Origin of the sequence: Kitasatospora sp. NPDC058046 (genome assembly GCF_042885595.1) — a bacterium.
Lineage (GTDB): Bacteria > Actinomycetota > Actinomycetes > Streptomycetales > Streptomycetaceae > Kitasatospora.
This window is the reverse complement of record NZ_JBHVRS010000014.1, coordinates 82105-107882: the sequence shown is the minus strand read 5'-3', so window position 1 is coordinate 107882 and position 25778 is coordinate 82105. Positions and strand designations below refer to the sequence as shown.

The window sequence follows — 25778 nt, the reverse complement described above, 5'->3', positions numbered from 1 at the left end:
GAAAGCACGGTGCCCCCGACCCGGGTCGGGGGCACCTCAGGGCACGGAACGGATCAGACCGTCACAGGTACAGCCCGGTCGAGCCCTCCGTGTCACCGAAGCGGGTGGCGGCGACGGCGTGCAGGTCGCGCTCGCGCAGCAGCACGTAGGTGGCGCCGCGGACCTCGACCTCCAGCTTGTCCTCCGGGTCGTACAGCACCCGGTCGCCGGGCTCCACCGAGCGCACGCTCTGGCCCACCGCGACGGCCTCCGCCCAGGTACAGCGCTTGGACAGCTCCGCCGTGGCCGGGATCAGGATGCCGCCGGTCGAACGGCGCTCGCCCTCGCCGCCCTCGATCCGCACCAGCACGCGGTCGTGCAGCATCCGGATCGGCAGCTTCTCGCCGAGCCGGTCGTGGCGGGCGGGCTCCTGCGCGTCGTCGGAGCGCGTCGGTTCGTGGTTCGTACTCACGGTCCCGAAGGTACCTCCCCCGGGCGCGGGGCGTGACGCTGGCCCGGTATCCGGAAGGCCCGGCAGGCGGAGCGCCGGGCACCCGGAAGCCCGGGCACGCGAAAGGCCGGGCACCCGTCGCGCCCGGCCCCGCCGTCCCGCTGTGCGCTCAGCCCTTGCGGCGCTTGCGCGCCGAGGCGACCAGCAGCACCAGGCCCACGCCGACCAGCGCCGCCGGGACGATCCGCTCGCGGCGCGGCTGCCCCTTCTCGTCCACGAACTGCGCCCGGACCTTCTCCACCACGCCGCTGGCGGCCACGTACGCCCGGGCGGTCTTCTCCTCGACGGCGGCCACCGCCTTGGCCTTGACCTGGGCGGTCACCGTGCTCGGGTGGACGCGGACGGCCAGCTCGTCCAGGGTCGACGCCAGCCGGTCACGCGTCCGCTCGATGTCCGCCTCGATCTGGGCGGTCGTCCGCGCCGACTTGTCCTGCGTGCTCGCCTCGCCCACTCGGGCCACCCCATTCACTCGCCGATGTTGTTCCATCCGATCCCTGCGATCGGTGCGACTGACCCAGTGTGTCAGCTGCCGCACACGGTCGCGCGGCCCCACCCACCATCGGAGGTAAGTTTGCCGTGGTACGACCGCCCGTCCCAGCATCCAGGAGAGTACGACCGTGAGTGAGCGTCTCCAGCCCGGCGACACCGCGCCCGCCTTCAGCCTGTCCGACGCCGACGGCAATCAGGTGTCCCTCGCCGACCACGCGGGCCGCAAGGTCATCGTCTACTTCTACCCCGCCGCCCTGACGCCCGGCTGCACCAAGCAGGCCTGCGACTTCACCGACAACCTGGAGGTCCTCGCGGACGCCGGCTACGACGTCATCGGCATCTCCCCGGACAAGCCGGAGAAGCTCGGCAAGTTCCGCGAGGCCGAGAACCTCAAGGTCACCCTGCTGTCCGACCCGGACAAGGAGGTGCTGGAGGCGTACGCCGCCTTCGGCGAGAAGCAGAACTACGGCCGCACGTACCTGGGCGTCATCCGCTCCACGATCGTCGTGGACGAGCACGGCAAGGTCGAGCACGCGTTCTACAACGTGCGGGCCACCGGCCACGTCGCCAAGCTGCTGCGCGACCTCAAGGTCGGCGCGTAAGCGTCGGCGCGTAAGCACGGCCGGTACGACGAAGCGGTGGCGGCACACCCCCCGACCGGGTGCACCGCCACCGCCGTCCTCACCTCAGCGGACCGCCCTGATCAGCAGGTCCCGAGGTCGCTCCAGACGCCCCACGAGCCGCTGGCCGCGGGGTCGTCGCCCTTGGTCCACCACTTGTTCTGGTAGTAGTGGCCCTTCCACGAGACCTTGGTGGGCGTCGCGTAGGTGGTGCCGGCGTCCCAGCTCGGGGCGGCCGCGCAGGTGCCCGAGGTCGGGGTCGCGGTCGGCGTCGGCGTCCCGGTCGGGGTGGCCGTCGGCGTGCCGGTCGGCGTGCCCGTGGGGGTCGGCGTCGGGGTGGCCGTCTGCGACGGCGTCGGGGTCGGGGTCGGGGTCGGCGTGCCGCCGTCCACCGCGCCGCGGGTCAGGTCGCCCTTGATCCCGTACAGCGTGCCGCCCACGTTGACCGTCCAGTTCGACGGCGTGGACACCGGCAGGTAGTAGACGAAGTCCATGTCGATCGAGGCGCCCGGCGCCAGCGACTGCCAGCCCGGCAGCTTGACCGACACCCGGTTGTAGGTGCCCTTCAGGCCGCCCACGTTGCCCGGGCCCGGGTTGTCCTGCTTGATGACCTGGAGGCCGAAGCCGGACTGGTCCTTGGCGTTGCCCGGGGCCGAGTTGCCGTAGTCGAACTGGAACTCGGTGCCGCCCGGCAGGGTCAGCGTCGAGTTGTTGACGATGTGCAGCTTCGGGTTGATCGGGTAGTTCGAGTCGCCCAGCGCGAAGTTGGTGAACGACACGTCGATCGGCAGGGTCTGCTGCGGCAGCGCGGTCGTCGCGCGGACCGCGCCGTACGGGGCCGCCGACTTGAACTTGTCGTACATCAGCGAGGTCAGCGTCGAACCGGGCACGTACTCGCCCTTGCCGCCGTTGGCGGCCGCGTCCCACTTGTAGTCGCCCGCGAGCTCCCAGATCATCGCGCCGCCGGCGCCCTGGTTGACGATGTAGTCCGCCTTGGCGCCCACCGACTGCTCGTCCTCGGTGGAGAGGAACACCTTCTTGGCGTCGTTCCACAGCCACGGCGCCACCAGCGCGGAGCTGTAGTTGCGGGTGTAGGTGCCCTGCAGCGCGGTGTCGGAGACGCCGTACTTGGCCAGGTAGTCGGGCAGGATGCCCTTCTCCAGGTTCTTGGCGTGCCACATCGGGTTCGACCCGGCCGGGGACTCCTTGCCCGCGTCGTCCTTGTCGTTCCAGATGTTGTCGATGCCGACCGCGCCGTCACCGCAGGCCGTCAGGCCGGAGCCGGCCGGGCAGGTGGTCGCCGAGGCGGTGCCCCAGAGGCCGTTGGTGCCGCCCTGCACGTTCTTGAAGCCGCGGGTGTAGTACGGCAGGCCGACGTTGATCCGGCCGCCGGGCATCGAGCCGCGGAAGTAGTGGTACGACCAGTCGGCGTTCAGGTAGCCGATGCCCCCGTACTGCCCGGTGCCGTAGACGTTGGCGGCGGCCAGCTCGCCGTCCTTGCCGTCGTCGTACAGCGAGGCGTTCGGGCCGACGTACTTGTTCCAGGCGCCGTGCAGGTCGTACGACATGATGTTGACGTAGTCCAGGTACTTCGCCACCTGGAAGGTCTCCATGCCGCGCAGCAGGTAGCCGGAGGACGGGGCGGCGACCGACAGCAGGTAGTGCCTGCCGTCGGCGGCGCCGGCCTTGTCCAGGCTCTCGCGCAGGGTCTTCATCAGCGCCGCGTAGCCCTTGGCCAGCGAACCGCGCTTGCCGTTGGCGAGCTGCCAGTCCAGCGGGTTGCCGGCGTCCTTCATCGAGGTCGGGTACTCGTAGTCGACGTCGACGCCGTTGAAGCCGTACTTGCGGATGAAGTCGACCGAGGAGGCGGCGAAGGTGTCGATGCCGGCCTGGTTGACGCTGCCGTCCGGGTTGACGGTCATCGAGTAGAAGCCGCCGGAGTTGACGCGCTTGCCGTCGTCCCCGAAGTAGCCGCCGGTCTCGGTCCAACCGCCCACCGAGATCAGGGTCTTGACGTTCGGGTACTGCTTCTTGAACTTCGTCAGCAGGTTGAAGTGGCCCTTGTACGGAAGGCTCGGGTCCAGCTCGGCACCGGGGACGCCGGGGAAGGAGATCCCGGTGGCCTCGTTGGTCGGGCCGTCGGTGCCGACCGAGAGCTTGTTGTCGCCGCCGACGTGGCCGAAGGCGTAGTTGAGGTGGGTGACCTTGTCCCAGGGGATGTCGGTCGCCAGGTACGGGGCGTCGCCGTTCTTGCCGGTGCGCCAGCCGGTGAAGTAGCCGATGATGCGGCGCTGGTGGTCCGCGCCCATCTTCTCGCGCCCGCTGGTGTCGTAGACGGAGCAGTACGGGACGTCCACGCCGGGCGTCTGGTACAGGCCGTCGGGCCGACAGGCCGCGTTGTCGACGGCCGCCGACGCCTGCGAGGGCGCCGCACCCAGCGTCGCCATCAGCAGTCCGGCCAACGAGGCCGCCGCGAGCGAGGCCACACCGGCGCGGGCCGCCGGGCTCTTCCGGCGGTGCGCGGCGGTGGGACGCCGCTCCGCCGTGTTTCGGATCAACACTCGGTCCTCCAGGAGAGAGTGTCGGCGCGTGCCTGTGGGGGAGCACGCACGTGGGGGTTGCAATTGGCGGAGAAGCTATGTGGTCTGAACCACATAGGTCAATAGGTCTGTACCAATTGGTAATCAACAGCCAAACATCACAGGTCGGAAGCGCGCGACATCCAGTCAGCCCCCTGGCCGAAACCCACCGCCACCCGTAACCCGACCCCGCCCCGCTCGTTGGCCCGTCCGAGGGAGGACCCGCACGAGCCCGCACTGGGGGCCATCATGCCGGTCAAGTACACCCGCGAGCTGCTGGCTTCGCTCGCCGCCGAGTCGAGCAGCGTGAACGAGATGATGCGCAAGCTCGGCATCCCGATGGCGCGTGGCACACACAGCTACCTCACCAAGCGGCTCCACCATTACGGCATCGACACCGCACACTTCGACCAGGGCTGCCGCTCCTACCGTCAGCGCCAGTACTCGAAGGAGGCGCTGGCCGAAGCCGCAGCCCTCGCGACCACGCTCGACGAGATGCTGCTCGCGCTCGATCGCGAGCCGAACGAGTACAACCGCAAGTACCTGCGGCAACGGATCAAGGCGTACGGCGTCGACGCCTCGCACTTCCCGACGCCCGGGACGATCTACACGAAGGAACTGCTCCAGGAGGCCGTCGCCGCATCCCACAGCGTGGCCGGCGTCGTACGCTACCTCGATCGACGACAGGCCGGCGGCACCCAGGCCCACATCGGGCGGCGCATCAAGGACCTCGGCATCGACACGTCGCACTTCACCGGACAGGCCCACAATCGCGGCGGGCACGCTCCGACGCGGATCCCAGCCGATCAACTGCTGGTCCGACGCGCCCAGAGCGCGAAGCGAATCCCCGGCGCTCGAATCCGTAGTGCGCTGGCCGAACTCGGCCGACCCGAGCTGTGCGAGGACTGCGGCACCGGGCCGGAGTGGCGAGGACGCCCCATGACGCTGGAGGTCGACCACGTCAACGGCGACTGGTCGGACAACCGCCCGGGCAACCTCCGGCTGCTCTGCCCGAACTGCCATGCCATCACCGATACCTACTGTCGCCGGAAGAATCGTGCCACCACCACGCGCGACAGCCGGTAGGCTTGACCTGGCACGCGCCTGTACTCCAGCTGGCAAGAGAGATGCGGCTTAGAACCGCAGTGTCGTGGGTTCGAGTCCCACCGGGCGCACCAGGCCAGATGGCCCGCTCCCCTTCAAATCGAAGGGGAGCGGGCCATCTTCGTTACTGCGGGGCGTCAGGCGATGAGGTCCTTCACGACCGGGGCGAGGGCGCGGAAGGCCTTGCCGCGGTGGCTGATGGCGTTCTTCTCGTCGGCGGTGAGCTCCGCGCAGGTGCGGGTCTCGCCGAGGGGCTGGAGGATCGGGTCGTAGCCGAAGCCGCCGTCGCCGGCCGGGGCGGTGCGCAGGGTGCCGAGGAGGCGGCCCTCGACGACGCGCTCGGTGCCGTCGGGGAGGGCGAGGGCGGCGGCGCAGAAGAAGTGGGCGCCGCGGTGCGGCTCGGCGATGTCGGAGAGCTGGGCGAGCAGCAGGTCGAGGTTGGCGCGGTCGTCGCCGTGCTTGCCGGACCAGCGCGCGGAGAAGATGCCGGGCGCGCCGTTCAGCACGTCCACGCAGAGGCCGGAGTCGTCGGCGACGGCGGGCAGGCCGGTGGCGCGGGCCAGGGCGTGGGCCTTGAGCAGGGCGTTCTCGGCGAAGGTGACGCCGGTCTCGGGGACGTCCGGGATCTCCGGGTAGGCGTCGGCGCCGACGAGTCCGACGTCCAGGCCGGCGTCCGCCAGGATGGCGCGGAGCTCGGTGACCTTGTGCTGGTTGCGGGTGGCGAGGATCAGGCGGGTGGACATATCGCCCACCCTACCGAGTGGCCGGAGGCGGTCAGCCGGTGCAGAGCGAGGTGAGGTTGCCGGCCGCGTTGCCGAGCGGCTTGAGGTCCGGGACCTCGTTCCTGTCCGCCGCCCGCTGCACGTTCTCGACCTGCTTCTGCAGATCGGTCACGGCCTTGGCGACGTCGGTGTTCTTGGAGTTCTTCCCGACCTGGTCGAGGTCGTTCTTGAGCTTCTGCAGGGCCTTCCCGGCGGCCGCCGAGTCGTTGCTCGCGTTGTCGTACGCCTGGGTGACGTCGGCGAGGTCGCCGGTGATCCTCACGGCGGTGTTGCCGCAGTCGAGCGCCTTCTGGGCGGCGGAGCAGCTCACCATGCTGAGCGGGAGGATCGCGATGAGTCCGGCCACGGCGAGGGCGGCGGGGCGGGCGATGCTCGACGGCATCCGATCCTCCTGGGGGGCGCGGGTTCCGTGGGGTGGGACGCGCGCAGAGGGGTGCGCGGTTCCCGCAGCGGGGGTGCTGCGGGAACCGTACGGTCTCCGGACCCGGCCTGTACAGCAGGCCGACCGTCAGGTCGACCCTTCGGCGGGCCGTTCGCCCCGCGGCCCCACCCGCGGCCCGTACGCGCGTCCGTACCGGTCCGAACGGCCGTCCCCACCCACGGGTTGACCGTCCGTCCGTTCCGCTCCACGGCCGCGGGGCCCTCGCCGGTTCAGCCTTCCAGGGCCTTGCGCTGGATCTCGTCGAGCTCCGCGCAGCCGAGGCTGCCGAGGTCGAGCAGCCGGTCGAGCAGCTCGCGGTCGAACGGGGCGCCCTCGGCGGTGCCCTGGACCTCGACGAAGCGGCCGTCGGAGGTGCAGACGATGTTCATGTCGGTCTCGGCGCGCACGTCCTCCTCGTACTGGAGGTCGAGCATCGGGACGCCGTCGATGATGCCGACGCTGACGGCGCTGACGCCGCCGGTGATCGGCTGGCCCTTGGCGCGCAGCAGCTTCTTGTCGCGGGCCCAGGCGACGGCGTCGACCAGGGCGACGTAGGCGCCGGTGATGGCGGCGGTGCGGGTGCCGCCGTCGGCCTGGAGGACGTCGCAGTCGAGGACGATGGTGTTCTCGGCGAGCGCGCGGTGGTCGACCACGGCGCGCAGCGAGCGGCCGATGAGCCGGCTGATCTCGTGGGTGCGGCCGCCGATGCGGCCCTTGACGGCTTCGCGGTCGCCGCGGGTGTTGGTGGCGCGCGGGAGCATGGAGTACTCGGCGGTGACCCAGCCCTCGCCGCTGCCCTTGCGCCAGCGGGGCACGCCCTCGGTGACGCTGGCGGTGCACAGCACCTTGGTGTCGCCGTAGGAGATGAGGACGGAGCCTTCGGCGTGCTTGCTCCAGCCCCGTTCGATGGTGATCGGGCGGAGCTGGTCGGGGGTGCGGCCGTCGATGCGTGACATAGGCACTGAGCGTAGTCGCTCCGGGGGGCCGCTTCCGGAGGCGAGCCGGAGAGGGCGGGGACGCGCCACGGCCCGCCGTCCCCCTGAGCGGGTCGGCGGGCCGGGCGGGCTGAACCTGGGTGGTTCAGCTCACATCATGTCCTCGATGTCGGCGGCGATCGGGTCGGCGTCGGTGCCGATGACGACCTGGATCGCGGTGCCCATCTTCACGACGCCGTGGGCGCCGGCGGCCTTGAGGGCGGCCTCGTCGACCAGGGAGGCGTCCTTGACCTCGGTGCGCAGGCGGGTGATGCAGCCCTCGACCTCTTCGATGTTGTCGATGCCGCCCAGACCGGCGACGATCTTCTCAGCCTTGCTGGCCATCTGGTTTCTCCCTCTGTCTCGGCCCTTCGGCGGCTCTGCCGGGTGCCGTCCTGCGCTGGTGCTGGGTGTCCCTCGACCGTCGTGCGGTGAGGTGCGTGCCGGTGGCTGACGCGGGTTCGGCCGCGGTCGGCCTGCGAGCGGCGCGACCAGCATCACCCGTGCCGGTCCGGTCCGCCACGTTAGTCCACTTTCGGCCCATTCCGGCGGGCAGGCTCCGGATCGCCGCCCGAGGATGACGATCAGCGGGGCTCGCGCCTCCGGAGTGCGACCTGCGTCAAGTGGTCTACACCAATATATGTGTACTCCGACGAACGCGGGAACGGCCCCGGGTGTTCCCGAGCCCTGCCCGAGGGTCCCGCCGGGCCCCCGGCAGGCAACTGCTCTCGGAGGGCGAAGGATGAGTTCGGCAGGCGCCACGGCCCCGCAGGCCAAACGATGGCACATCTTCTACGGCGGCCTCCAGAAGATGGGCCGCTCCCTGCAGCTCCCGGTGGCGGTGCTCCCCGCCGCGGGCATCCTCAACCGCCTCGGCCAGCCGGACGTGTTCGGCAAGGACGGCCTCGGCTGGGACAACGTCGCGAAGGTCTTCGCCTCCGCCGGCGGCGCGCTGCTCGACTCCTCCTTCGGCCTGCCGCTGCTGTTCTGCATCGGCGTCGCGATCGGCATGGCGAAGAAGGCGGACGGCTCGACGGCGCTCGCCGCCGTGGTCGGCTTCCTGGTGTACTACAAGGTCCTGCACGCCTTCCCGGAGAGCTGCAAGCCGCCGACGGTGCTGGTCAGCGACCAGTGCGTGGACTACAGCTCGGCGAAGGCGGCCGCCGCGACGTTCCAGAACCCGGGGGTGCTCGGCGGCATCCTGATCGGCCTGATGTCGGCCTGGCTGTGGGTGCGGTTCCACCGCACCAAGCTGGTCGACTGGCTCGGCTTCTTCAACGGCCGCCGCCTGGTGCCGATGATCACCGCGCTGGTCGGCATGCTGACCGCCGTGGTGGCGCTCTGGGTCTGGCCGCCGATCGGCCGCGGCCTGAACGACTTCTCGCAGACCCTCTCCGACCTGGGCGCGGGCGGCGCCGGCATCTTCGGCCTGTTCAACCGGGCCCTGCTGCTGATCGGCATGCACCAGCTGCTGAACACCTTCGTCTGGTTCCAGTTCGGGGAGTTCACCAGGCCGGACGGCGCGATCGTGCACGGCGACATCCCGCGCTTCCTGGCGGGCGACCCGACGGCCGGCCAGTTCCAGTCCGGCTTCTTCCCGATCATGATGTTCGCGCTGCCGGCCGCCGCGCTCGCGATCGCGCACTCGGCGAAGCCGCACCGGCGCAAGGAGATCTACGGCCTGATGCTCTCGGTCGGCCTGACCTCCTTCGTGACGGGCGTCACCGAACCGATCGAGTACTCCTTCGCCTACATCGCCCCGGCCCTGTACGCCGTGCACGCGCTGCTGACCGGCGCCTCGATGGCGGTGACCTGGGGGCTCGGGGTGCACGACGGGTTCAGCTTCTCGGCCGGCCTGATCGACTACGTGATCAACTGGGGACTGGCCACCAAACCGTGGCTGATCATCCCGATCGGCCTCTGCTTCGCCGTCGTGTACTACGCGCTCTTCCGGTTCATCATCGTCAAATTCAACCTGAAAACTCCCGGTCGGGAGGACGAGGCCGAGGTCGAGGACGTCACCAAGGCCTGAACCCGGGCGTCACCCGAGTTATCCCCGCAAAGGCCTCCGGACCACCGGTCCGGGGGCCTTCGGCATTTCCGAAAGCCCGGCCGACCGGGCCCAACGCGCCTGGCAGGGCCCACCGGAGCACGCTGTGCTTTTGTTGCGCGATTAGCCAAAATCGATTTTGTTGCGCAGTCGGCCAAAATCCCAATCGCGGTCGCTACCATGATCGCCATTCGGTAAGTAGGTTTCGATTTCATAGCGCTTCCCGGCGACACCGCTTTCCGGGGTTCCTCGACTTCTCCACCCGTGCTACAAAACTGGTCTACACCACGTGTGGTGTAGACCAGTTCGCGGTTCGGCCCCTGTGCCTTCCCCCCGACCGACCGCCATGCCGTTAGGAACCCACCCCCATGAGTCAGTCTGCGCAGGCACCGGCGCCCGCCACGGCTCCGGCCTCACCCAGCCCCGCCAAGAAGTTCGGCCAGAACCTCCTCCAGGGTCTGCAGAAGATCGGTCGCAGCCTCCAGCTGCCCATCGCTGTGCTCCCCGCAGCCGGTCTGCTGATGCGTCTCGGCCAGGACGACGTGTTCGGCAAGGACGGCCTCGGCTGGGACAAGGTCGCCGCGGTGTTCAACACCGCCGGCACCTCGGTCTTCGACGCTCTGCCGATGCTCTTCGCGGTGGGTATCGCGATCGGCTACGCCAAGAAGGCGGACGGCTCCACCGCCCTCGCCGCCCTGGTCGGCTTCCTGGTGTACAAGAACGTGCTCACCGCGTTCCCGATCACCGAGTACAAGATCCTCCCCGGCAAGGACGAGGCGGCCACCTACCAGAACCCGGGTGTGCTCGGCGGCATCGTGATCGGCCTACTGGCCGCGGTGCTGTGGCAGAAGTACCACCGCACCAAGCTGGTCGACTGGCTCGGCTTCTTCAACGGCCGCCGCCTGGTCCCGATCATCATGGCCTTCGTCGGCACCGCCGTCGGCGTCTTCTTCGGTCTGGCCTGGGGCCCGATCGGCGACGCCATCAAGAGCCTGAACGACACCCTGATCGGCGCCGGCGCGTTCGGTGCGGGCGCCTTCGGCCTGGTCAACCGCGGTCTGCTGCCGGTCGGCATGCACCAGTTCGTGAACTCCTACGCCTGGTTCCAGACCGGTGACTTCACCAAGCCCGACGGCACCGTCGTGCACGGCGACCTGACCCGCTTCTTCGCCGGCGACCCGACCGCCGGACAGTTCATGTCGGGCTTCTACCCGATCATGATGTTCGCGCTGCCCGCCGCCGCGCTGGCCATCGCCCACGCCGCCAAGGCGCACCGCCGCAAGGCCGTCACCGGCATGATGGTCTCGCTGGCCCTGACCTCCTTCGTGACCGGTGTCACCGAGCCGATCGAGTTCGCCTTCGTCTTCATCGCCCCGGTCCTGTACGTCATCCACGCGCTGCTCACCGCCGTCTCGATGACCGTCACCTGGGCGCTCGGCGTGCACGACGGCTTCACCTTCTCCGGCGGCCTGATCGACTACGCGCTGGCCTGGAACAAGGCCACCGACCCGTGGATGATCATCCCGCTCGGCCTGGCCTTCGCCGCGGTCTACTACTTCCTCTTCCGCTTCGCGATCACCAAGTTCGACCTCAAGACCCCCGGTCGCGAGGACGACGACGAGATCGAGGACGTCACCAAGGCCTGACGCCCGAGTCACCGCCCGCTCCCGAGGCCCCGCCCCGCCGCTGCTCCCCCAGCGGCGGGGCGGGGCCTTCGGCGTACCCGGGCGCGCCCGCGCGGCTCCGGCGGGTCCCCGACCGGACTCCCGCCGGACTCCCACGCGGCTCCGGCGGGCTCAGGCGGGCTCCGGCGGGCGGAAACGACGGTTGACGAACCGCCGGACGCCCTGGTCAACTGAAGCGGTGAACGCCTCGTGCCCGCTGGTCACCCGCAGCCACATCGACTTCGGTCGCGTGTGGTCCGCGGCGTGTCGCGGCTGAGTTGACCGTTCCCCCACCGCCGCCCGGCTGACGTCCCGCCCGGCGCCGGTCCTCCCTCCCCCGCCCGTACGGGCTCCGCCCGCGGGCCGCCACCGCGCTCCGGCGCGCCCCCGCGCACCCGTGTCCCCGTACGGGCGCGCCGGTGCCCGCACGCGTCCGCACGAGGAAGCCAGGCTCACCATGCCCCGCCAGTTGCACCTGTCCGCAGCCCTCGACAGCCCCGGCCGTCTCGACGCCGGGCACTACACCGCCCTCGCCCGCCTCGCCGAGCGGGCCACCCTGGACTTCGTCACCCTCGACGACTCCTTCGCCGCCGAGCCGAGCCGCCCCGACGCGCTCGCCGCCCTCGCCCGGACCGCCCCGCTGACCGGCCGGGTCGGGCTGGTGCCGACCGTCACCACCACCCACACCGAGCCCTTCCACACCTCGATCTCGGTCAACACCCTGGACTGGGTGAGCGAGGGCCGGGCCGGCTGGCTGGTCGGCGTCTCCACGACCGAGGCCGAGGCGCGGGCCTTCGGCCGCCGCCCCGTCGCCGCCGAGGACGAGCTGTGGGCCGAGGCCGCCGACGCCGTCGAGGTGGCTACCCGGCTCTGGGACAGCTGGGAGGACGACGCGGAGATCCGCGACACCGCCACCGGACGGTTCATCGACCGCGACAAGCTGCACTACATCGACTTCGAGGGCCCGCGCTTCTCCGTCCGCGGCCCGTCCATCACCCCGCGCCCGCCGCAGGGCCGCCCGGTGGTCGTGGTGCCCGTCGCCGCCGCCGACCTCGCGCCGGACGCCTCCCCCGGCGGGCGGGCCCGGGTCGACGCCGCGATCCGGCACGCCGACGTCGTCCTGCTCGACGCCCCCGACCGCGCCACCCGGCTGACCGCCGCCACCGAACTGCGGCTGCGGGCCGGCGAGAACCTGCGCGTCCTCGCCCGGCTCGACGCCGCCCTGTCCGCCCTGCCCGACCGGGCCGCCGACGAGCGGCTGCTCGCCGAGCTCACCGCGCCCGGCACCGGCGTCGACGGCTTCCACCTCTCCCCCGCCGACCCGTCGCGCGACCTCGCCGCGCTGGCCGACCGGATCGCCCCCGCCCTGCGCGCCGCCGGACTGCTGCGCACCAGGTACACCGGCCGCACCCTGCGCGACCACCTCGGCCTGGCCCGCCCGGCCAGCCGCTACGCCGCCCGCCCCGCCGACGGCTCCCCTGCCTCCCCCGCCTCCACCGCCGCTCCCGCCCTCGCCGAGGTGACCCGATGACGGACCGACCGCTCAAGCAGATCCACCTCGCCGCGCACTTCCCCGGCGTCAACAACACCACGGTGTGGAGCGACCCGGCCGCCGGCAGCCACATCGAGTTCTCCTCCTTCCGCCACCTCGCGCAGACCGCCGAGCGCGGGAAGTTCGACTTCTTCTTCCTCGCCGAGGGCCTACGGCTGCGCGAGACCAAGGGCCTCATCCACGACCTCGACGTGGTCGGCCGCCCCGAGTCGATCACCGTGCTGAACGCGCTGGCCGCCGTCACCGAACGGCTCGGCCTGGCCGCCACCGTCAACGCGACCTTCAACGAGCCGTACGAACTGGCCCGCCGCTTCGCCTCGCTGGACCACCTCTCCGGCGGCCGCGCGGCCTGGAACGTGGTCACCTCCTCGGACGCCTTCACCGGGGAGAACTTCCGCCGCGGCGGGTACCTGGACCGCGCCGACCGCTACACCCGGGCCGCCGAATCCGTCCAGCTGGCACGGGAGTTCTGGGACGCCGGGGAGGAACCCGTCCGGCACTCCGGCCCGCAGTTCGAGGTCGAGGGCCGGCTCTCGCTGCCGCGGCCGCCGCAGGGCCACCCGGTGGTGATCCAGGCCGGGGACTCCGACGAGGGGCGCGAGTTCGCGGCCGCCGCCGCCGACGTGGTCTTCTCCCGGCACTCCACCCTCGCCGACGGCCAGGCCTTCCACGCCGACGTCAAGCGCCGGCTCGCCGCGTACGGCCGCAAGCCGGACGAGCTGAAGATCATGCCCGGGGTCACCTTCGTCCTCGGCGACACCGACGCCGAGGCGGACGAACGGGCCCGGGAGATCCGCCGGGCCCAGGTGGGCCCGCAGACCGCGATCGCCTTCCTGGAGCAGGTCTGGGGCGTCGACCTGTCCGACCACGACCCGGACGGACCGCTGCCGGCCGTCGACCCCGACCCGGACAGCGGCCTGGTCCAGGGCCGGGTCCGGCACGCCGACCCGGTGGCCGTCGCCGAACGGTGGCGGGCGGTGGCCGCGGAGAAGAGGCTGACCAGCCGCGAACTGGTGATCGAGCTGACCGGCCGGCAGTCCTTCATCGGCGCGCCCGCCACCGTCGCCGCCGAGATCGACCGCTTCGTGCAGAGCGACGCGGCCGACGGCTTCATCCTCGTTCCGCACCTCACCCCGGGCGGCCTGGACGAGTTCGTCGACCGCGTGGTCCCGCTGCTCCAGGAGCGCGGGGTGTTCCGCACCGACTACACCGGCCCCACCCTGCGGGACCACCTCGGGCTGCCCGTCCCCGGCCTGCGCTAGCCGTACGCCGTCGGCCGTACAGCGAGCGCCGACGGCACGGCCGTGCGCGGTCAGCCGGTGCGGCGGCGGCGGATCAGCACGAAGGCCCCCGCACCGGCGCCGACCAGCAGCGCGCCGACGCCCGCGATCAGGCCGGTCCGGTCGCTGTCCGCACCGGTGGAGGCCAGGTTCGCGTCCACCGGCCGGGCGGCCGCGGCGGGAACGTTGTCCGCGGACAACACGGCGGGCTGCGAAGCGGCCGGAGCGGGGGCGGCCGGCGCCGTGGTGGTGTCGCCGGCCGGCTGGGCGACGCCCGCGCCGCCGTCCGGCTTCGGCTGCGAGCCGTCGGAGCCGGCCGGCCCGGTCGAGGGCTCGCCGGCCTTGTGGGTGCCGGTCGGGGAGGGCTTCGGCGCGGGGGCGACGACCTCGGTGGTGGCGCCCTGCGAGCACATGGTGGTGCCCCGGAAGGGCATCTCCTCACCCTCGTTGACGAACACGCAGGGGTTCAGCGCCGTCCTGCCCAGCGGGCTGTCGGCGGGGTAGCTGACCCGGACCCGCCGGGTGGTCGAACTCTGGGGCGCCGCCGAGGAGTTGCGACCGTCCAGGTAGTGGCCCGCCACGGGCTCCGCCGGGGCCGTGACGCCCGGCACGGTGGTCCACTTCCCGTCGGCGCCGCGGACCTCGACCTTGGCGAGGCGGTCGGTGAACAGCACGTTGCCGAGGTTGGTGTAGGCGGACGGCGTCGGGTTCGAGAGCACCGCGTCGAACTCGACGGGCTCGCCGCCCGCGACGACCTCGGCCGGGACCCCGGACACGCCGTTGCTGATCCCCTCCACCTTGACCACGTGGCTGTCGGTGAGCGGCGGCTCGACCGGGGAGTCCTGCGACCAGCCCTTGACGCCGGTGCGGAAGGTGAGGCTCGGGCCGGTGCCGCCGTTGGTGGCCCCGTCGTGGGGCCTGCCCATCGGCACGCCGAGCCGCAGCCGGACGTCGGTGCCGCCCGCCGGGACCACGACCTTGCCGGTGCCGCCCGCGTTGACCACCTTGTCCGCCCCGGGGCGCTCCGTCAGCTCCACCGGCAGCCAGCCGCCGGTCAGGTCGCTGAAGTAGTCGAGGCTCAGGGCGTTCGGCGGCGTCCCGAGGTCGCTCTCGATCTCGAAGTCCAGCACGACGGAGGTGCCCTGGTCACCCGGGTTGCCGAGGTGTTCGGTGAACTCGACCGGCCCGCCCGCGAAGCCGACCACCGCCGGGGTGTGCACGGTGAGGCTGAGCGGCCCGGCGGCGGCGAAGGCCGGGGCCGCGGTCACGGCGCCGCCGGCGAGCAGCGCGGCGGTCAGCGCCAGCGCCGGGGTGAGCCGGCGGGCCCGGTTCAGGGCACGGTTGGTCTTGCGCATGGGATTTCCCCCTGGATATCCGTCCCGGACCGGTACGACCGGATCCGGGCAGCACGAAGCGGGCCTGATGAGTAGTGTGATCGCGTCCGTGCCCGACGGGCCGGCCGTTCCGGCGGCGTTTCCCGCCGCTCACTCACAAGGACGTGCGGGGGGCGCGGAGGTTGCGGGTCGTCCCGAAGCATTTTTCCGGGAATCCCGCCCGACCTCGCCGGCCCACTCTCAGGCCTCGCCGGCCCGCTCTCAGACCTCGTACACCGCGCCGGCCCGGGCGACCTCGACCGGCCCGGGGTAGGCGGCCGCGGCGTCCCGCCGGTTGTGCTCGGCGTCGGTCCACGGGGGGATGTGGGTCAGGACGAGCCGGCGGGCGCGGGCCGCGGCGGCGTGCTCGCCGGCCTCGCGGCCGTTGAGGTGGACGGCCTGGTAGGTGTCGCGCCCGTCGATGTACGCGGCCTCGCAGAGGAAGAGGTCGGTGTCGCGGGCGAGTTCGACGAGTTCGGCGCTCTCGCCGGTGTCCCCGCTGTAGACCAGCGAGCGGCCGTCGTGCTCCAGCCGGAAGGCGAAGGCGTCGACGGGGTGGTTGACCTGGGCGACGTCGATCCGGAACGGGCCGAGCCGGAAGCCGCCGGGGGTGAGGGTGCGGAACTCGAACACCTCCTTCATGCCGGGGTTCTCCGGCATGTCGTAGGCGCGGGCGAGCCGCTCGGCGGTGCCGGCCGGGCCGTACACGGGCAGCAGTTCGGGGCAGCCCTCGGCGCGGTAGTTGCGGGCCACCCAGTAGGCGCACAGGTCGACGCAGTGGTCGGCGTGCAGGTGGCTGAGCAGGACGGCGTCGACGTCGTAGAGGCCGGTGTACTTCTGGAGGGCGCCGAGGGCTCCGTTGCCGAGGTCGAGGACGACGCGGTAGCCCTCGGCCTCGACCAGGTAGCTGGAGCAGGGCGAGTCGGCGGCCGGGAAGCTCCCCGAGCACCCCACCACGGTCAGTTTCATCCGAGCCCCTCCGCCCCGACACATCCTGGCTGCTGCTGGAAAACGGCATCGCCGTCCTCCACGGGCACAGCGTGGAAAACAGCATGGAAAACGGCAGGCCGGGCCCGGTGGACCGGCCGGTAGCACTGCGTTGGTGTGTCGAGGGTAAGGGCGGAGCGGCACTTTGCCCCCGTCCCCGTGCCGGGCTGTGGGCGGAATCACCAGAACGCCCGGGGCGGGGGCGCGGGCGGTTGACGGGCCGGGGGATCAGCGGCGGCGGGGCCGGTTGCGGGCCCAGCTGCGGATGGTGAACGGGTACCACCGCGGGTGGCCGCTGCCGTCGATCACGTCCGGATCGGGCAGCAGCCGGTGCCTCCGGTAGCTGCGGACGGTCTCGCGCCGGACGTTGATGTGGCGGGCGATCTCGGCGTAGGACCACAGCTCGGGGCCACGGGCCACGGGGCACCTCCGGGGGACGGGGGCGGACGTTCGTGACGCAGCCTTGCCGGGACGGCCGGGGCTCCGGGCGCAGAACGGGCATTGTGGCAGTTCCGTGACGAACCGGGAGCAATGCGCGGACAAATGCCCGGACGGGTGTCCGGCCGTCGCGGTGGTGGCGTTCACCCCCGGCCCGGTACGGTTCGCCGCATGAACGGCATGACCGCTACCTGGCTCGTCCTGTCGCTGCTGGGCGTCGCGCTGCTGGCCGCCGCCGCGGCGGCGCTGGTGCGGCGCACCCGTCCGGCGCCGCGTCCGTCCGGGCCGGCCGGTCCGCGACCGCGGACGGGGGCCGGCCCGCGGCCGCAGGAGGTCTGGTGGGCGCTGGTGCCGTTCGAGGACGGCCCCGGTTCCAAGGACCGCCCGTGCCTGGTGCTGCGGGTGCGCGGCCGGACCGCCACCGTCGCGAAGATCACCAGCAAGCACCACGCGGAGCGCCCGGGCGTGCTGCCGCTGCCGCCCGGCGTGGTGGGCGACCGGCAGGGCCGGGCCAGCTGGCTGGAGACCGACGAGCTGCGCGAGGTGCCGCTGGCGGACTTCCGCCGCCGGGCCGGCACGGTGGACCGGCAGGTCTGGGCCCGGGCGCGGAAGGTGTTGCAGGGCGGATAGGCCCTACGCCCAGAGCTGGCCCTGCAGCGCCTCGACCGCGGCCTCGGTGGACTCGGCGGTGTAGATGCCGGTGGAGAGGTACTTCCAACCGCCGTCCGCGACCACGAAGACGATGTCCGCGCGCTCGCCGGCCGCCGCCGCCTTGCGGCCGACGCCGATCGCCGCGTGCAGGATGGCGCCGGTCGAGACGCCCGCGAAGATGCCCTCCTGCTGGAGGAGTTCACGGGTGCGGCGGACGGCGTCCGCGGAGCCGACCGAGAACCGGGTGGTGAGCACCTCGGCGTCGTACAGCTCGGGGACGAAGCCCTCGTCCAGGTTGCGCAGCCCGTACACGAGGTCGTCGTAGCGCGGCTCGGCGGCGACGATCCTCACGCCGGGGACCTTCTCGCGCAGGTAGCGGCCGACGCCCATCAGGGTGCCGGTGGTGCCGAGGCCGGCCACGAAGTGGGTGACGGTCGGCAGGTCGGCGAGGATCTCGGGGCCGGTGCCGGTGTAGTGGGCGCCGGCGTTGTCGGGGTTGCCGTACTGGTAGAGCATGACCCAGTCGGGGTGCTCGGCGGCGATCTCCTTGGCCATCCGGACGGCGGTGTTGGAGCCGCCAGCGGCCGGGGACGGGATGATCTCGGCGCCCCACATGCGCAGCAGCTCGCGCCGCTCCTCGCTGGTGTTCTCGGGCATCACGCAGACCATCCGGTAGCCCTTGAGCTTGGCGGCCATGGCCAGCGAGATGCCGGTGTTGCCGCTGGTGGGCTCCAGGACGGTGCAGCCGGGGGTGAGCCGGCCGTCGGCCTCGGCGCGCTCGATCATGTGCAGGGCCGGGCGGTCCTTGATCGAGCCGGTGGGGTTGCGGTCCTCCAGCTTGGCCCAGAGGGTCACCAGGCCGTCGGCGTTGCCGGGGACGGCGGCGGACAGCCGCGGCAGGCGGACCAGCGGGGTGTTGCCGACGGCTTCGAGCGGACTGTCGTAACGCAAGGGAGGCCTCCGGCCACGGCGGTGAGGGTGGAGAGGGATGGTTCCCCCGCCGTGGCGACGGGGGAACCGGTCAACGCTAGCGGGCGCCGCCGGCCACGGCGGGCAGGATGGTGACGCTGTCGCCGTCGGCGAGGGCGGTGGAGATGCCCTCCAGGAAGCGGACGTCCTCGTCGTTCAGGTAGACGTTGACGAAGCGGCGCAGCTCGCCGCCCTCGACCAGGCGGGCGGCGATGCCCGGGTGGCGGGCGTCGAGGTCGGTGAAGAGTTCCCCGAGGTTGCTGCCGTTGCCCTCGACGGCCTTGGCGCCGTCGGTGTAGGTGCGGAGGATGGTCGGGATGCGGACCTCGATGGCCATGGGTGCGCTCCTGTGCGAGTCGTGGAGTGGGTGGGCCGCGGCGGACGCGGCGGGGCGGGCGCCCGGGGCCCGGCGTCGCCGCGGGGCGGCGGGCCCGGGTGAGGTGGTGAAGCGGCTCTCAGCGCGAGCGCGCGGGCGTGCCGGGACAGATCGCACCGGCGTGCCGGCACAGGTCGATGTGCAGGCGCGCCACGAGGCGGGTGCCCGGGGCCTGGGTGCTCACATCGACGGAACGCATGGGCTCATCGTATAGATTCCCGGGCTCGCTTCGACATGCCCGTCTCGGGATCCGGATGTTCCCGTTCCCAGGGCTGAGACGACGGCGGCCCGCCGCCCCCTCGGAGGGGTCGGCGGGCCGGGTCCGCACCGGTACCGGTCACACCGGGTAGGCCTCGACGACCTGCACGTCTTCCTCTGTGATCTCGCCGTCCACGATGCGGAACGAGCGGAACTGGTAGGGGTCCTCCTCGCCGTTGCCCTCGGCGGTGGAGACCAGGACGTAGTGGGCGAACGGCTCGGAGGCGTAGCTCACGTCGGTGCGGGAGGGATAGGCCTCGGTGGCGGTGTGCGAGTGGTAGACGATCACCGGCTCCTCGTCCCGGTCGTCCATCTCGCGGTAGAGCTTGAGCAGGTCGCCCGAGTCGAACTCGTAGAAGGTGGGCGAGCGGGCCGCGTTGAGCATCGGGACGAACCGCTCGGGCCGGCCGCTGCCGGCCGGTCCGGCGACCACGCCGCAGGCCTCGTCCGGGTGGTCGGCGCGGGCGTGGGCCACGATCCGGTCGCGGAGTTCTCGGGTGATGGTCAGCATGCGGTCAGGATAGCCACGCCCCGGCGGCCGTCCGCCGGGTGTCCGAGGCTCGGTCAGCGGGCGTCCACGTTCCCGTCGAGGGCGTTCCCGTCGAGGGTGTTCCCGGTGGAGGCGTTCCCGGTGGGGGCGGGCGCCCCGTCCGGCGCGGCGCCGAGGACGGCCTGCGGGTCGCGGCGCTTGAGCACCTGGTAGCCGCCGACCAGCAGCAGGGCCCAGACCGGGAAGACGAACAGCGAGATCCGGTTGTCCCGGTCCAGCGCGATCAGCACCACGACCACCGCGAGGAAGGCGAGCGCGGCCCCGCTGACCCAGGTGCCGCCGGGCGCCTTGAAGGTGGGCGGCGGCAGGTGGCCGGCCCGCCAGGCCCGGCGGTAGCGGATCTGGGAGATCAGGATCATCGCCCAGGTCCACAGGCCGCAGACCGTGGCGACCGAGGTGATGTACTCGAACGCCCGCGCCGGGACGACGCCGTTGAGCACCACGCCGATGCCCATCAGCAGACAGGAGACGGTGATCGCGAAGGCCGGGGTGCGGCGGGAGTTGAGCCTGGTGAGCCGTCCCGGGGCCTGCCCGCGCAGCGCGAGGTCGCGCAGCATGCGGCCGGTGGAGTACATCCCGGAGTTGCAGGAGGAAAGCGCGGCGGTGAGCACCACGAAGTTGATGATGCCGGCCGCCGCCGGGATGCCGATCTTGCCGAAGGCGGCGACGAACGGGCTGACGCCGGGCCGGAATTCGGTCCACGGCACGAGCGAGAGGATGACCACCAGGGCGCCGATGTAGAACAGCATGATCCGCCAGGGCAGGGTGTTGATGGCCCGCGGCAGGGTCTTCTCGGGGTTCTCGCTCTCGCCCGCGGTGACGCCGACGAGTTCGACGCCCAGGTAGGCGAACATGACGATCTGAAGGGTCATCACGGTGGAGCCGATGCCCTCGGGGAAGAAGCCGCCGTCCTGCCAGAGGTGGCCGAGTGACGCGGTGTCACCGGCCTTGCTGAAGCCCAGGGTCAGCACGCCGACGCCGATCAGGATCATGCCGATGATGGCGGTGACCTTGACCATGGAGAACCAGAACTCGATCTCGCCGAACAGCTTCACCGAGATCAGGTTGGCCGCGTAGAGCAGGACCAGGAAGGTCAGCGCGCTGGCCCACTGCGGTATGCCGGGCGCCCAGAACCGCACGTAGACGGCGGCGGCGGTGGTCTCCGCCATGCCGGTGACGACCCAGAACAGCCAGTACGTCCAGCCGGTCACGTAGCCGGCGAAGGGACCGAGGAACTCCCGGGCGTACTCGGCGAAGCTGCCGGAGACCGGGCGGTAGGTGAGCAGTTCACCGAGCGCCCGCATGATCACGAAGATCACCAGGCCGGCGACGGCGTAGGAGAGGATCAGACTGGGACCGGAGCGGGAGATCGCGGTGCCCGCGCCGAGGAACAGACCGGTGCCGATCGCACCGCCGATCGCGATCATCTGGATCTGGCGGCTGCCGAGCCCGCGCTCGTAGCCCTCCGCATCCGGTGGAGTATCGACCCTTTCGTCGTACAACTTCTCGGCCACTGTGCACCGTCCTGGTCGGTCTCGGGGGTGGAGAAGTCGTACCACGCAGGGTTCGGATAGCGGCGTCCATCTGAGCGTTATTTGAGCATGACCTGGTATGTTCTGTCCCGTTTTGATGGGAAAAGCCCCGGCTGATCGTCCATATTCTGGACAAAACGGCCGGGGCTTGCCCGGAATCGGGCAGGATCGACCCCGCAGGGCGATCCGTGCGACACGGTGCGTATACGGCTACCCCCGCGGAGCGGTCCGCGCAGGTCAGTCCGCCATCGCCTCCAACAGCGACTCCTGCAGCGCGCCCAGCCACAGGTACGCCATCACCAGCGGCTTGCGCTCGTCCTCGTCGGGCAGCTCGTAGAGGCCGTCCTCGTCGTCCTCGGTGACCTCCAGCCGGACGCCGACGGCCAGCCGCAGGTCGTTCAGCGCGCCCAGCCAGCGCAGGCAGTCCGGCGCGGCCAGCTTGAGCACCCCGCCGCCGCCGAGCCCGTCCAGCGCCCGGACGACGAACAGCGCGTCGTCCCGCTTGCGGGCCCGCAGGTCCAGCTCGGTGAAACGGCGGAACTCCCCGGACGCGACCTCGGCCTCCTCGTCCGCCGGCTCCTCCGGGTCGCTGTAGGCGTCCGGGAAGAACCGGGCCAGCACCGGGTCGGCGGGCGCCTCGGTCGGGCCCTCGGCGAACAGCGCGGCCAGCGGGTCGTCGCCCTCCCCGCCCGGACCGGGGCCGATCAGCTCCAGCACCTGCACTTCCAGCGAGCGCAGGATGGAGGCCTCCCACTCGTCCAGCGCGATCGCCGCGCCACCACTGCCGGCGCTCTCGAACAACCCAGCCATCTGTATCGGTCAGCCCGTCTTCGTCGTCTTCGGTCGTACGGCCGGCGCCGGTCGGCCCGGTGTCAGTCGGCTCGGCGTCAGTCGGCTCGGTGTCAGTCGTGCTGCAGCGTCGCCCAGAGGCCGTAGCCGTGCATCGCCTGGACGTCGCGCTCCATCTCCTCGCGGGAACCGCTGGAGACCACCGCCCGGCCCTTGGTGTGGACGTCCATCATCAGCTTCCGGGCCTTGTCCTTCGGGTAGCCGAAGTAGGCCTGGAAGACGTACTGGACGTAGCTCATCAGATTGACCGGGTCGTTGTGCACGATGGTCACCCAGGGCGTGTCCGGCTCGGTCACCGGCACCCCCTCGACCTCCGGGCGCTCGATCTCCACGGGCGCGACGCTCACCCCGGTCCTCCTCGCTGCACAGTCGTCCGTAACCACTCATGCCCCATGCTGCCATCCGGGGGACACCCGGGCGATTCCGCCCCGGCACGCTCGACGAGAAATCGTCACTCTGACGCTAAGTGGTAGTAGCATCATCCGTATGGACGCCACTTCCGTGCGAGCGGCCGCTTCGACCGCCCTGCTCACCGACCGCTACGAGCTCACCATGCTGCAGGCCGCCCTGCGCAGCGGGGCCGCGCACCGCAGCTCCGTCTTCGAGGTGTTCACCCGCCGCCTGCCGAGCGGCCGCCGCTACGGCGTCATGGCCGGCACCGGCCGGGTGCTGGACGCCGTCGAGAACTTCCGCTTCACCTCGCCCCAGCTGGACTGGCTGGCCGACCAGGGCGTCGTCGACGAGGAGACCCTGCGCTTCCTCGCCGACTACCGCTTCCGCGGCGACATCCACGGCTACCCCGAGGGCGAGGTCTACTTCCCCGGCTCCCCCCTGCTCACCGTCGAGGGCACCTTCGCCGAGGCCGTGATCCTGGAGACGGTGATCCTCTCGATCCTCAACCACGACTCGGCCATCGCCGCCGCCGCCTCCCGGATGACCGCCGCCGCCGGCGGCCGCCCGGTGATCGAGATGGGCGCCCGCCGGGCCCACGAGCACGCCGCCGTCTCCGCCGCCCGGGCCGCCTACGTGGCCGGCTTCGCCGCCACCTCCGACCTGGAGGCCGGCTTCACCCACGGCATCCCGACCACCGGCACCGCCGCCCACGCCTTCACCCTGGTGCACGACAGCGAGCGGGACGCCTTCAAGGCGCAGATCGCCTCCATGGGCAAGGGCACCACCCTGCTGGTCGACACCTTCGACCTGCGCGAGGCCGTGCGCACCGCGGTCGAGGTGGCCGGCCCCGACCTGGGCGCCGTCCGGATCGACTCCGGCGACCTCACCCTGCTGGCCCACCGGGTCCGCCGCCAGCTGGACGACCTCGGCGCCGACCGGACCAGGATCATCGTCACCTCGGACCTCGACGAGTACGCGATCGCCGCCCTGGCCGCCGCCCCGGTCGACGGCTACGGCGTCGGCACCAGCCTGGTCACCGGCAGCGGGCACCCGACCTGCGCGATGGTCTACAAGCTGGTCGCCCGGGCCGAGACCGACGGCGGGCCGCTGATCCCGGTCGCCAAGCGCGCGGCCGGCGGCAAGACCAGCATCGGCGGCCGCAAGTGGGCGGCCCGCCGGCCCGACGCCGACGGCGTCGCCGAGGCCGAGGTGGTCGGCACCGGCCCCGTCCCGGACTACCTGCGCCCGCACCTGACGCAGGTGCCGCTGGTCCTGGGCGGCGAGACAGTCGGCCGGGAACCGCTCAGCGCCGCCCGCGACCGGCACGTGCGCGCCCGCGCCGCGCTGCCGCTGTCGGCCACCCAGCTGTCCAAGGGCGACCCGGTGCTGCCGACCGAACTGGTCCTGCCGGCCGGCCCCGGCCGCTGACCGGAACCCGGGGCCGGACCACCGGACCGGCCCCGGGACTCCCGCCCCCGCGGACGGGATGTCCCGGACCGGCCCCGGGGCTTCCGCCCCCGGGCGCCACTCCCTAGAGTCAGCCGTAGAGTTCCCCGAGTTCCCCCGGAGCTCCCCGAGTACCCCCCGCGCCCGGCACGGCCGGGCCGCGTACTCCCGAGGGCTCCCCCACCGGGGCGCCGCCTCCCGCGGGCCCCCGAGATCCGAGGATGCGAGTCATGCACCGGGCACTGATCGTCGTCGACGTGCAGAACGACTTCTGCGAGGGCGGCAGCCTGGCCGTCGCCGGCGGCGCCGAGGTGGCCGCCGCCATCACCGACCTGATCACCGAGTCCTCCCCCGGCTACCGGCACATCCTCGCCACCCGCGACCACCACATCGACCCGGGCGACCACTTCTCCGCCGAGCCGGACTACGTCGACAGCTGGCCGCCGCACTGCGTGGCCGGCACCGAGGGCGTGGGCTTCCACCCCAACTTCGCGCCCGCCGTCATCTCCGGCGCGGTCGAGGCGGTCTTCGACAAGGGCGCCCACTCGGCGGCGTACAGCGGCTTCGAGGGGCTGGACGAGAACAACCGCGGTCCGGTGGAGTGGCTGCGCGAGCGGCAGGTCGACCAGGTCGACGTGGTCGGCATCGCCACCGACCACTGCGTCCGGGCGACCGCGCTGGACGCCGCCCGGGCGGGCTTCACCACCCGCGTGCTGCTGGACCTCACCGCCGGGGTGAACCCGGAGACCACCGCCGCCGCGCTGGCGGAGCTGCGGGCGGCCGGGGTCGAGCTGGTCGGCGCGCCGGTGGTCCGTTCGTAACGGCATTCGGGGGGTCGTGCCGTACGGGCGTGTTGTGCGGGCGTGTTGTGGGTGCGACCGCGCGTCCCGGTCGGCCGGCGTGTTCCGGTCGGCCGGCGTCGCCCGCTCAGACCACCAGCAGCTCCACCACGTCCGTCCCGCCGACCCGGTACGCCTCGCGCAGTTCGCCGCCGACCGCGTCCGGGTCGGCGGCCAGCGCGGCCCCGCAGACGTACACCACCCGGATGCCCAGGTACTCCATCCGGTGCTGCCCGCCGCGCACCCAGGCGGCCTCGCCCTCGCTCACGCTGCGCAGCTCCGAGTCCACCTCCACCGCGACGCCCCGCTCCGGCCAGTAGAGGTCCGGGACGGCGATGTACGTGCCGCCGCGCATCCGCAGCTCGGGGGCGTTCAGCGGGGCGGGCAGCAGCCGCTCGTCCACCAGGCGGCCGATCCGCTCCAGCACCAAGTCCCGCTCGACGGCCAGTAGTTCGTCCAGGGCGGCCCGCACCCGCGGCTCGCAGGTCAGCCCCGAGTCGGTCAGCTCGGACACCAACTCCCGTACCGTGCAGCGGTTCCCGGGCAGGGCGACGGCCTCCCGCAGCACCTCGCGCACCGGCGCCGCGCCACCCGACTCCGCCGTCCACTCGACCAGCGCGTCGGCGACCGCCCGGGCCACCGGCGCACAGGCCAGGCCGTGCACCGAGCGAGCCACCAACTCCCGTTCGGTGCGCCGGATCCGCACCTCGCCGACATCCTTCAGCCGGCGCTGCCGGGGCACCAGGACGTCCACCCCGGTCACCGCCGGCAGCCGGGGCACAACCGTGAAGCCGTACAGCGCCAGCGCGGCCGTACCGGTGATCACCGCGCCCTCCCGGCGGCCCTCCTCCCGGCCGTTCTGCGCGGCGTACAGCAGCGCGGCCCACATCCGCTGCTCCGGGGTGGGCTCGGCGGACTGCAGCAGGTAGACCCGGGGCAGCACCCGCCGCCAGGGGCCGCCCCGGCGGCAGTGCTCGGTGATGATCCGGGCCGGCACGCCCCGGGCGCGCAGCTGGCTCGCGGTGACGACGTTCTGTTGACGCTTCGCCAGCTCCTCCAGGGACGGCGGCGGCGACGGAATCCGGTAGCTCATGCCGACACCATCCCCAACC

Annotated in this window: 27 protein-coding genes and 1 tRNA gene; 10 read left to right on the top strand and 18 right to left on the bottom strand. The window is 72.1% G+C overall.

Annotated elements, in window-relative coordinates; genetic code table 11:
• Positions 1 to 61: 61 nt before the first annotated feature.
• On the bottom strand, positions 62 to 364 hold the full coding sequence (locus ACFVU7_RS26380) for a co-chaperone GroES (protein WP_049655715.1): 303 nt from the start codon (positions 362 to 364) through the stop codon (positions 62 to 64).
• A 235-nt stretch (positions 365 to 599) separates the two neighbouring features.
• On the bottom strand, positions 600 to 941 hold the full coding sequence (locus ACFVU7_RS26375) for a DUF3618 domain-containing protein (RefSeq protein WP_049655697.1): 342 nt from the start codon (positions 939 to 941) through the stop codon (positions 600 to 602).
• A 166-nt stretch (positions 942 to 1107) separates the two neighbouring features.
• On the opposite strand from ACFVU7_RS26375, the gene bcp reads away from it, so the two are divergent.
• Entirely contained in the window at positions 1108 to 1581 is a 474-nt protein-coding gene (bcp, locus tag ACFVU7_RS26370) for a thioredoxin-dependent thiol peroxidase (RefSeq protein ID WP_049655699.1), read from the top strand.
• A 101-nt stretch (positions 1582 to 1682) separates the two neighbouring features.
• On the opposite strand, the gene ACFVU7_RS26365 is transcribed toward bcp, so the two are convergent.
• Complete coding sequence (locus ACFVU7_RS26365; RefSeq protein ID WP_388047548.1) at positions 1683 to 4046, bottom strand: chitinase C-terminal domain-containing protein; 2364 nt, start codon at positions 4044 to 4046, stop codon at positions 1683 to 1685.
• A gap of 381 nt (positions 4047 to 4427) precedes the next feature.
• Here ACFVU7_RS26365 and ACFVU7_RS26360 point away from each other — a divergent pair, with 381 nt between their 5' ends.
• Both ACFVU7_RS26360 and ACFVU7_RS26355 read left to right on the top strand, forming a co-directional pair.
• Complete coding sequence (locus ACFVU7_RS26360; RefSeq protein ID WP_063780269.1) at positions 4428 to 5264, top strand: HNH endonuclease signature motif containing protein; 837 nt, start codon at positions 4428 to 4430, stop codon at positions 5262 to 5264.
• A gap of 14 nt (positions 5265 to 5278) precedes the next feature.
• A tRNA-Leu gene (locus ACFVU7_RS26355) sits at positions 5279 to 5356 on the top strand.
• Positions 5357 to 5419: 63 nt separating this feature from the next.
• Here the strand turns inward: ACFVU7_RS26355 and rdgB are convergent.
• From rdgB to ACFVU7_RS26335, 4 genes are all read right to left on the bottom strand, one after another.
• Entirely contained in the window at positions 5420 to 6025 is a 606-nt protein-coding gene (gene rdgB / locus ACFVU7_RS26350) for an RdgB/HAM1 family non-canonical purine NTP pyrophosphatase (RefSeq protein WP_388047420.1), read from the bottom strand.
• Positions 6026 to 6056: 31 nt separating this feature from the next.
• Positions 6057 to 6446 (bottom strand): hypothetical protein, encoded by a 390-nt coding sequence (locus tag ACFVU7_RS26345; RefSeq protein WP_049655703.1) that lies wholly within the window; start codon positions 6444 to 6446, stop codon positions 6057 to 6059.
• Positions 6447 to 6715: 269 nt separating this feature from the next.
• Positions 6716 to 7441: a ribonuclease PH gene (gene rph / locus ACFVU7_RS26340; protein WP_049655704.1), complete on the bottom strand. Its 726-nt coding sequence runs from the start codon at positions 7439 to 7441 to the stop codon at positions 6716 to 6718.
• 129 nt (positions 7442 to 7570) lie between these two features.
• Positions 7571 to 7804 (bottom strand): glucose PTS transporter subunit EIIB, encoded by a 234-nt coding sequence (locus ACFVU7_RS26335; RefSeq protein WP_030060521.1) that lies wholly within the window; start codon positions 7802 to 7804, stop codon positions 7571 to 7573.
• A 397-nt stretch (positions 7805 to 8201) separates the two neighbouring features.
• On the opposite strand from ACFVU7_RS26335, the gene ACFVU7_RS26330 reads away from it, so the two are divergent.
• The 4 genes from ACFVU7_RS26330 to ACFVU7_RS26315 all read left to right on the top strand — a co-directional run bounded on the left by ACFVU7_RS26330 (position 8202) and on the right by ACFVU7_RS26315 (position 13987).
• The gene (locus tag ACFVU7_RS26330; protein ID WP_049655706.1) at positions 8202 to 9491 is read left to right on the top strand and encodes a PTS transporter subunit EIIC; all 1290 of its coding nucleotides are present in this window, start codon (positions 8202 to 8204) and stop codon (positions 9489 to 9491) included.
• Between the two features lie 386 nt (positions 9492 to 9877).
• On the top strand, positions 9878 to 11155 hold the full coding sequence (locus ACFVU7_RS26325) for a PTS transporter subunit EIIC (RefSeq protein WP_049655708.1): 1278 nt from the start codon (positions 9878 to 9880) through the stop codon (positions 11153 to 11155).
• Between the two features lie 475 nt (positions 11156 to 11630).
• Positions 11631 to 12704, top strand: coding sequence for an LLM class flavin-dependent oxidoreductase (locus ACFVU7_RS26320; protein ID WP_388047418.1), 1074 nt, complete (start codon positions 11631 to 11633; stop codon positions 12702 to 12704).
• The gene (locus ACFVU7_RS26315; RefSeq protein ID WP_388047416.1) at positions 12701 to 13987 is read left to right on the top strand and encodes an LLM class flavin-dependent oxidoreductase; all 1287 of its coding nucleotides are present in this window, start codon (positions 12701 to 12703) and stop codon (positions 13985 to 13987) included. Before ACFVU7_RS26320 ends, ACFVU7_RS26315 begins: the two co-directional genes overlap by 4 nt.
• 50 nt (positions 13988 to 14037) lie before the next feature.
• On the opposite strand, the gene ACFVU7_RS26310 is transcribed toward ACFVU7_RS26315, so the two are convergent.
• The 3 genes from ACFVU7_RS26310 to ACFVU7_RS26300 all read right to left on the bottom strand — a co-directional run bounded on the left by ACFVU7_RS26310 (position 14038) and on the right by ACFVU7_RS26300 (position 16785).
• Positions 14038 to 15360 carry an LAETG motif-containing sortase-dependent surface protein gene (locus tag ACFVU7_RS26310; RefSeq protein ID WP_388047414.1) on the bottom strand — a complete coding sequence of 441 codons (1323 nt, stop codon included), beginning with the start codon at positions 15358 to 15360 and terminating at the stop codon, positions 14038 to 14040.
• 240 nt (positions 15361 to 15600) lie between these two features.
• Entirely contained in the window at positions 15601 to 16347 is a 747-nt protein-coding gene (locus ACFVU7_RS26305) for an MBL fold metallo-hydrolase (RefSeq protein WP_074005047.1), read from the bottom strand.
• Positions 16348 to 16593: 246 nt separating this feature from the next.
• Positions 16594 to 16785: a MarR family transcriptional regulator gene (locus ACFVU7_RS26300; protein ID WP_079272642.1), complete on the bottom strand. Its 192-nt coding sequence runs from the start codon at positions 16783 to 16785 to the stop codon at positions 16594 to 16596.
• Between the two features lie 198 nt (positions 16786 to 16983).
• Here ACFVU7_RS26300 and ACFVU7_RS26295 point away from each other — a divergent pair, with 198 nt between their 5' ends.
• Positions 16984 to 17433 (top strand): type II toxin-antitoxin system PemK/MazF family toxin, encoded by a 450-nt coding sequence (locus ACFVU7_RS26295; RefSeq protein WP_388047546.1) that lies wholly within the window; start codon positions 16984 to 16986, stop codon positions 17431 to 17433.
• A 3-nt stretch (positions 17434 to 17436) separates the two neighbouring features.
• On the opposite strand, the gene ACFVU7_RS26290 is transcribed toward ACFVU7_RS26295, so the two are convergent.
• From ACFVU7_RS26290 to clpS, 7 genes are all read right to left on the bottom strand, one after another.
• Complete coding sequence (locus ACFVU7_RS26290; protein WP_049654320.1) at positions 17437 to 18405, bottom strand: PLP-dependent cysteine synthase family protein; 969 nt, start codon at positions 18403 to 18405, stop codon at positions 17437 to 17439.
• 76 nt (positions 18406 to 18481) lie between these two features.
• Positions 18482 to 18760, bottom strand: a complete 279-nt coding sequence (locus tag ACFVU7_RS26285; RefSeq protein WP_030242903.1) for a MoaD/ThiS family protein — start codon at positions 18758 to 18760, stop codon at positions 18482 to 18484.
• 118 nt (positions 18761 to 18878) lie between these two features.
• Positions 18879 to 18998 (bottom strand): putative leader peptide, encoded by a 120-nt coding sequence (locus ACFVU7_RS26280; RefSeq protein WP_310593142.1) that lies wholly within the window; start codon positions 18996 to 18998, stop codon positions 18879 to 18881.
• Positions 18999 to 19136: 138 nt separating this feature from the next.
• Complete coding sequence (locus ACFVU7_RS26275) at positions 19137 to 19568, bottom strand: Mov34/MPN/PAD-1 family protein (protein ID WP_074005046.1); 432 nt, start codon at positions 19566 to 19568, stop codon at positions 19137 to 19139.
• A gap of 53 nt (positions 19569 to 19621) precedes the next feature.
• Positions 19622 to 21121 (bottom strand): amino acid permease, encoded by a 1500-nt coding sequence (locus tag ACFVU7_RS26270; protein ID WP_241853104.1) that lies wholly within the window; start codon positions 21119 to 21121, stop codon positions 19622 to 19624.
• Between the two features lie 255 nt (positions 21122 to 21376).
• Positions 21377 to 21949, bottom strand: coding sequence for a DUF2017 domain-containing protein (locus tag ACFVU7_RS26265; RefSeq protein ID WP_375874761.1), 573 nt, complete (start codon positions 21947 to 21949; stop codon positions 21377 to 21379).
• 92 nt (positions 21950 to 22041) lie between these two features.
• Positions 22042 to 22335, bottom strand: coding sequence for an ATP-dependent Clp protease adapter ClpS (clpS, locus tag ACFVU7_RS26260; protein WP_049654313.1), 294 nt, complete (start codon positions 22333 to 22335; stop codon positions 22042 to 22044).
• Positions 22336 to 22474: 139 nt separating this feature from the next.
• On the opposite strand from clpS, the gene ACFVU7_RS26255 reads away from it, so the two are divergent.
• On the top strand, positions 22475 to 23809 hold the full coding sequence (locus ACFVU7_RS26255) for a nicotinate phosphoribosyltransferase (protein ID WP_049654311.1): 1335 nt from the start codon (positions 22475 to 22477) through the stop codon (positions 23807 to 23809).
• Positions 23810 to 24057: 248 nt separating this feature from the next.
• Complete coding sequence (locus ACFVU7_RS26250; RefSeq protein ID WP_074005044.1) at positions 24058 to 24648, top strand: isochorismatase family protein; 591 nt, start codon at positions 24058 to 24060, stop codon at positions 24646 to 24648.
• Between the two features lie 106 nt (positions 24649 to 24754).
• On the opposite strand, the gene ACFVU7_RS26245 is transcribed toward ACFVU7_RS26250, so the two are convergent.
• Positions 24755 to 25759: a hypothetical protein gene (locus ACFVU7_RS26245; protein ID WP_388047413.1), complete on the bottom strand. Its 1005-nt coding sequence runs from the start codon at positions 25757 to 25759 to the stop codon at positions 24755 to 24757.
• Positions 25760 to 25778 lie beyond the last annotated feature (19 nt).